At 62.8% G+C, this 7,667-nt stretch carries 1 protein-coding gene and 1 pseudogene; both read right to left on the reverse strand.

Going from position 1 to position 7,667, the window contains the following annotated elements; all coding sequences use genetic code 11:
* Window positions 1–219: 219 nt before the first annotated feature.
* Window positions 220–4,395, reverse strand: a pseudogene (gene rpoC, locus ACMLHG_RS08420) (DNA-directed RNA polymerase subunit beta'); the annotation flags it as partial.
* A gap of 21 nt (window positions 4,396–4,416) precedes the next feature.
* The coding region (gene rpoB, locus ACMLHG_RS08425; RefSeq protein ID WP_417170213.1) for a DNA-directed RNA polymerase subunit beta at window positions 4,417–7,667 on the reverse strand (3,251 nt) is incomplete at its 5' end.

Below are 7,667 nucleotides of genomic sequence, written 5' to 3' on the forward strand. Positions count from 1 at the left end.
TTCTCAGAACTCATCCTCCCCGGAGTCCTCTCCGAAGTCCGCGGCGGAATCCTCGAATCCGTCGCCCAGTTCCGGAACCAGTTCCCGCGCCTCATCCGGCAGGCTTCCGCCCTCTTCCTCGTCGTCGCCGAAATCGACCTTCGAGTGATCCGGTTCGGTGTCACGCCACGCGGCGGCAATCTCCTCGACCGAGCGCTCCGGCTCCTGCGTCGGCAGCTCCTCCTCGATCTCGGTGCCGAGGTACTTCAGGCGGATCGACTGCATGAGCTCCGTCCCGGTTCCAGCCGGAATCAGGTGCCCGGTGATCACGTTCTCCTTGAACCCGGTCAGATTGTCCACCTTCCCGAGCGTGGCGGCTTCGGTCAGAATCCGGGTGGTGTCCTGGAACGACGCCGCCGAAATGAAGCTCTCCGTCTCCAGAGCCGCCTTCGTGATACCCAGCAGGATCGGCTCGGCTTCCGCCGGCTTGCCGCCCTTCTCGATCACCTCCCGGTTGACCCGGTCGAACTCGGTCCGGTCAAGCTGCTCGCCCGGCAGATAATCGGTCGAGCCGGATTCGGTGATCCGCACCTTCTGCATCATCTGACGGATGATGATCTCCACGTGCTTGTCGTTGATTTCCACACCCTGCGCACGGTACACCAGCTGGATCGCGTCGACCAGATGGCGCTGCAGCTCGTGAATGCCGCACACCTCCAGCAGCGTGTGAGGAACGATCGAACCTTCGGTCAGCTTCTGCCCCTTGCGGACGAAGTCCCCCTTGCTCACCGTGAGATGCTTGTGCGCCGGAATGTTGTTGTGCTCCTCGGTCATCCCCGACTCCGGATCCCGGATCAGCAGCTGACGACGACCGCGGGTCATCTTGTCCACTTCGACGTAACCGTCGATGCGGGCGATCTCCGCCACATCCTTCGGAACACGCGCTTCGAAGAGTTCCGCAATCCGCGGCAGACCTCCGGTGATGTCCTTGTTCTTCGCCGACTGCCGCGGCACACGCGCCACCACCATACCGGGGGTCACCTTCGCCCCCGCCTTGGTCATCAGCACCGCGCCGGCCGGCAGCGGATAGTTCGCCAGAAACGCACCGTCGTCCCCCACGATGACAATCTGCGGATGCAGGTCCTCGCGGTGCTCCATCACCGTGCTCTGGTCGGAACCGCCGCGCTTCTGCTTCTGCAGCGTCACGCCTTCGACCAGGTCGTGCAGCTCCACCGTACCGGCTTCCTCGATGATGATCGGCACGTGGTTCGCTTCCCACTGCACGAACACCTCGTTCGCCTTGACGGTGTCGCCGTCGTTCTTGTCGAGCACGGCGCCCGCTTCCAGTTCGTAACGGTCGAGCTCCGCCTCACGGAGAGCATCCGACCAGAAGTCGTAGTCCTTGTTGTAGACGGTGCCGAGCGCTTCGGCCTCCACCTGAGCCCGTTCGCGGGCCGCCTTCTCCGCCGCCTTCGCCACCTCCGGATCGTAGACGATCACGTAGCCGTTCTTGTTGACGACCACGGTCTTGCCCTTCTGGTTCTTGATGGTGCGCACGTTCATGAGTTTGATCATACCGTCGTGACGCGCCGCAATCACCGGCTGCTTGTAGGCGCTCGACGCCGTTCCGCCGATGTGGAACGTACGCATCGTCAGCTGCGTACCGGGCTCACCGATCGACTGCGCCGCAATGATGCCGAGCGCGTCGCCCTCCTTCGCCTGCCGGTCGCTCGCCAGGTTCCGGCCGTAGCACTTGACGCAGACGCCGTGCAGCGTCTCGCAGGTCAGCGTCGAACGGATCAGCACCCGCTGGATGCCGCGCTTGTCGATCACGTCGACGATATCCGGCGTGAACTCCTCGCCGGCGGCGATGATCAGACGGCCGTCGGCAAAGGCGGGGTCGCGGATGTCCTGCGCGCTGAACCGGCCGAGAATCCGGTCGCGCAGCGGCATGATCACCTCGTCACCCTCGATGATGGCGCTGGTCCAGACACCCTTGGTCGTGCCGCAGTCCGCCTCGCGGCAGATGATGTCCTGCGCGACGTCGACCAGACGGCGGGTCATGTAACCGGAGTCCGCCGTCTTCAGCGCGGTGTCAGCCAGACCTTTGCGGGCGCCGTGGGTCGAGATGAAGTATTCCAGCACCGACAGCCCTTCACGGAAGTTCGAAATAATCGGCCGTTCGATGATGTCGCCCGACGGTTTCGCCATCAGTCCGCGCATACCGGCGAGCTGACGGATCTGATCCTTGCTGCCGCGCGCGCCGGAGTCGAGCATCGCGTACACCGGGTTGATCTCGCCGCGACGCGACGCGGTCTCCAGCCGGACGAACAGCTCGTTCGCCACCGCATTGCTCGCCTGCGTCCAGATGTCGATCACCTTGTTGTGGCGCTCGCCCTCGGTCAGCAGACCGCTGTTGTACTGTTCGAGCACGTTGTCGATCTGGGCGCGGGCGTTCTCGATGATCTCCTCCTTCTTCTCCGGAACCTGCAGGTCCGCGATCGAAATCGAGAGACCGGCCAGCGTCGCGTGACGGTAGCCCATGTCCTTGAGGTCGTCCAGCAGTTTGATCGTCGCCTCGTGGCCGGCGATCTTGTAGGAATCGCTGATCAGACGGCCCAGCTCCTTCTTCTTGGCGATCTGGTTGTAGAAACCAAGACGCTTGTCCCAGATCTCGTTGAAGATGCAGCGGCCGGGCGTGGTCAGGATGAACTTGCTCTCCTTGTCGCCGTACGGCGTATCCTTGCCGAGGTCCGGGTTCGGAATCTTCACCGCATCGTGAATCTTCAGGAACCCCGCCTGCATCGCGAACAGCACTTCAAAGTAGTCGCGATAGAGCTTGGCCTTGTCCTTGTTGCGCGGTTCGCAGGTGAGATAGTAACTGCCCAGCGTGATATCCTGCGTCGGCGACGCGATCGGCTTGCCGTTGGCGGGCGAGAAGATGTTGTTCGGCGCAAGCATCAAGAGCTTGGTCTCCATCTGCGCCTCGTTCGACAGCGGCACGTGGACCGCCATCTGGTCGCCGTCGAAGTCCGCGTTGTACGCGGTACAGACCAGCGGGTGCAGACGCAGCGCCGAACCTTCGATCAGCACCGGGTCGAACGCCTGGATACTCAGACGGTGCAGCGTAGGCGCGCGGTTCAGCATCACCGGATGCCCCTTGGTCACTTCGTCGAGGATATCCCACACCACCGGCTCGCCGCGCTCGATCATCTTCTTGGCGCCGCGGACGGTGTGCGCGTAACCGCGCCCCTTGAGGTGCCGGATGATGAAGGGCTCGAAGAGGATCATCGCCATCTTCTTCGGCAGTCCGCACTGGTGAATCTTCAGTTCCGGGCCGACGACGATGACCGAACGGCCGGAGTAGTCGACACGCTTACCGAGCAGGTTCTGACGGAAGCGGCCCTGCTTGCCTTTGAGCATATCCGAAAGGCTCTTCAGCGGACGGTTTCCGGCGCCGGTCACCGCGCGGCCGTGACGGCCGTTGTCCAGCAGCGAGTCCACCGCCTCCTGCAGCATGCGCTTTTCGTTGCGGATGATCACTTCCGGCGTGCGGATCGACAGCAGCGTCTTGAGCCGGTTGTTCCGGTTGATGACGCGGCGGTAGAGGTCGTTGAGGTCGCTGGTGGCGAAACGGCCGCCCTCGAGCGGAACCAGCGGGCGCAGATCCGGCGGAATCACCGGCAGCACCGTCAGAATCATCCACTCCGGACGCGAATTGCTCGCCATGAACCCTTCGACCAGCCGCAGCCGCTTCGCCAGCTTCTTGCGGATCGCCTTGTTCCGGGTTCCTTCGAGGCTGACCTCCAGCTCCGCCTTGAGCGCCGGCAGGTCGACCCGCTCGAGCAGCGTCTTGATCGCCGGAGCGCCCATCTCGGCGACGAAAGCGTCGCCGTAGTCGTCCACCGCCTGGCGGTATTCGATTTCGGTCATGGTCATACCGACCTGCAGCGGCGTATCGCCCGGATCGGTGACCACATACTCTTCATAATAGATCACATGCTCGAGCGACTTCGCGGTCATGTCGAGCACCAGACCGATGCGGCTGGGCATGCACTTGAAGAACCAGATGTGCGAAACCGGCACCGCCAGCTCGATGTGCCCCATGCGCTCGCGGCGCACTTTGGCCTGGGTCACTTCGACGCCGCAGCGGTCGCAGACGATTCCCTTGTGCTTGACCCGCTTGTACTTGCCGCAGTAGCACTCCCAGTCACGGGTGGGTCCGAAGATGCGCTCGCAGAAGAGTCCCCCCTTCTCCGGCTTGAAGCTCCGGTAGTTGATGGTTTCCGGGGTCTTCACCTCGCCGAACGACCACGAACGGATCACCTCCGGCGACGCGACATTGATCGAAACCGCACTGAACGAAGTCGCCGAGCTCTTGCCCAGCAGCTCCCGGTAGGCATAAGTATTGTCAATCAAGGTATCTTCCTCCTCGAATTAGTTTTCGGACGTCTTCTTGACGGTGCGGATGTCGAGCCCGAGGCTCTGCATCTCCTTCAACAACACGTTGAAGGACTCCGGCCGCCCGGCTTCCAGCACGTTCTGCCCCTTGACGATGGATTCGTAAATCCGGGTGCGCCCGGTCACATCGTCCGACTTCACGGTCAGCATCTCCTGAAGGTTGTAGGCGGCTCCGTACGCTTCGAGCGCCCACACTTCCATTTCTCCGAACCGCTGACCGCCGTGCTGCGCCTTACCGCCCAGCGGCTGCTGCGTCACCAGCGAGTAGGGACCGACCGCACGGGCGTGAATCTTGTTCGCGACCAGGTGGTCCAGCTTCAGCATGTAGATCTGGCCGACCATGACGCGCTGGTCGAACTTGTCGCCGGTGCGCCCGTCGTACACATCCGCCTTGCCGTCGTAGACCCACTCGCCGGATTCGGTCTGCTTGAAGCCCCAGTGGTAGTCGTGACCTTCCTTCTTGGTGAAGGCCTCGTTGCCCTGCTTCATCAGCTCGATGATCTCCTTCTCGCTGATACCGTCGAAGACCGGGGTCGCCGCCTTGATTCCGAGCATCTTCGCCGCCCAGCCGAGGTGGGTTTCCAGCACCTGCCCGATGTTCATACGGCTCGGCACGCCGAGCGGGTTCAGCACGATGTCCACCGGAGTGCCGTCCTCGAGGAACGGCATGTCTTCAATCGGAACAATCCGCGAAACGATACCCTTGTTTCCGTGACGGCCGGCCATCTTGTCACCGACCTGCAGTTTGCGCTTGCAGCCGACGTAGACCTTGACCCGCTTGATCACGCCGTTTTCGCCGTTTTCGGCGGCGTCGAGGTTGTCCACCATCCGGCGATGACGCTCCTCGTTCTCCTGGAACTGCGGAATGAATCCGTCAATGATCTCGGTCAGCGTCTTCTTGAGCTCGCAGTCCTCCATGCTCCAGCAGTCGTAGTGGGTCGCCAGCTTCTGGATCGAACTCTTGGTGACCTTGCGGTTGGAGCTGATCAGCACCGCGTTCTCACGCGACGGCGACATATCGAAGATCGGATACGGCAGCTTGACACCGAGCATCACATCCGACAGCCGCGCGGTGAGGTCCTCGATCAGGCCGTTGTAGACGTCGCGGTAGTCGTTCCGCATCATCTTCTCCTGGCGGCGGACCTCGGTCTTGGTCATGTTCGCCCGGGCGGCATCCTTGGCGTACTCAATGCGGATGTCCATGACGATACCGCCCTTGCCGCTGGAAACCATCAGGCTCGAATCCTTCACATCCGCCGCCTTCTCCCCGAAGATGGCGCGCAGCAGACGCTCTTCCGGCGCCAGCTCGGTCTCGCTCTTCGGCGTGATCTTGCCGACCAGAATGTCGCCCGGCTTGACCTCGGCGCCCTCGTAGACGACGCCGCGGCTGTCGAGGTTGCGCAGCGCGTCCTCGCTCACATTCGGAATATCGCGGGTGATCTCTTCCGGCCCGAGCTTGGTCTCGCGGCTGGTGATTTCAAATTCGTCCACGTGAATGCTGGTGTAAACATCCTCCTTCACCAGCCGTTCGCTGACGATGATCGCGTCTTCGAAGTTGTATCCGCACCACGGCATGAACGCCACCAGCACGTTGCGGCCGAGGGCGAGTTCGCCCCCCTGGGTCGCAGCGCCGTCGGCCAGCACGTCACCCTTGTGAACCACGTCGCCGCGGGAGACCACCGGGCGCTGGTTGACGCAAGTTCCTGCGTTGCTGCGCAGATATTTGTAAAGCCGGTAATTCTGGTACGACTTCTTGTCGGCATCCTCCGCCGGCAGTTTGCCGTCCGGCGTGACGAGCACATGGCTGGAGGAGACCTCCGCCACGATGCCGTCCTCCTTCGCCACCACCACCGCGCGGGAGTCGCGGGCGATGCGGGCCTCCAGACCGGTCCCGACGTAGGGGGACTCCGGCATCAGAAGCGGAACCGCCTGGCGCTGCATGTTCGAACCCATCAGCGCGCGGTTCGCGTCGTCGTGTTCCAGGAACGGGATGATGCCGGCAGCCGCACTGACCAGCTGCTTCGGCGAAACGTCCATGTACTGCACCTCTTCGCGCGGATGCTCGCCGGACTCCCCGTGGAAGCGGCTCATGATCATTGGACGCACGAAGCGGTTGTTCTCGTCGAGCAGCGCGTTGGCCTGCGCGATGACGAACTGCTCCTCCTTGTCCGCGGTCAGATAGTCGATCTGATCGGTCACCTGACCGTCGACCACCTTGCGGTAGGGGGTTTCCAGGAATCCATACTCGTCGATGATCGCGTAGAGCGACATCGAGCTGATCAGACCGATGTTCGGACCTTCCGGCGTCTCGATCGGGCAGATCCGGCCGTAGTGGCTGGAGTGCACGTCGCGCACCTCGAATCCGGCGCGGTCACGCGAAAGACCGCCGGGACCGAGCGCGGAGAGACGGCGCTTGTTGGTAAGCTCGCTCAGCGGGTTGGTCTGGTCCATGAACTGCGACAGCTGGCTGCGGGCGAAGAAGTCGCGGATCACACCGGCGAACGCCTTCGGATTGATCAGTTTCGACGGCGTGACGTTCTGCTCGTCGAAGGTCATGCGCTCGCGGATCAGCCGCTCGGTGCGGAGCAGGCCGGCCCGGCACTGGTTCTGCAGCAGCTCGCCGACGGTGCGGACGCGCCGCGCGCCGAGGTGGTCGATGTCGTCCACCTGCCCGCCGACGTGACGGAGCTTGATCAGCATCTTGGTCGCCGCCATCAGATCCTTCGGGTCGAGCGTGCGCTGCGTCAGCGGAATATCCTGCTTGAGCCGCTCATTGAGCTTGTAGCGGCCGACCGCGCCGAGGTCGTACCGGCGGTTGTCGAAGAAGAGCCGCTTGATCAGCAGTTTGGCGTTGTTGATGTTCGGCGGATCGCCGGGACGCATGCGCCGGTAGATCTCCTTGAGGGCATCCTCCTCGTTGCGGGCGGGATCCTTGCGCAGACAGCCGATGAGGTAGTTGTCCCCCTCGGCGACGTAGGCGAGTTCCACCTCGCGGATTCCGGCGTCGACCAGCTGCTTGAGGTGGTTTTCGGTGAGCTGGACCAGTTCGTCGATCACCAGCACATCGTCCTCGGTGGTGATGTCGTCCACCGTATAGAAGCCGGAGAGATCCTTCTGCTTGAGCAGCGAAGAGACCGAATGCTTCTTCACCTCGTAGCACTCGGCGAGAATGTCGCGGTTGGTCGGGTAGCCGATCGCCCGGAGGAAGGTCGTGATGTAGAACTTCC

The organism is Victivallis sp., assembly GCF_048170485.1.
Classification (GTDB): Bacteria; Verrucomicrobiota; Lentisphaeria; order Victivallales; family Victivallaceae; genus Victivallis.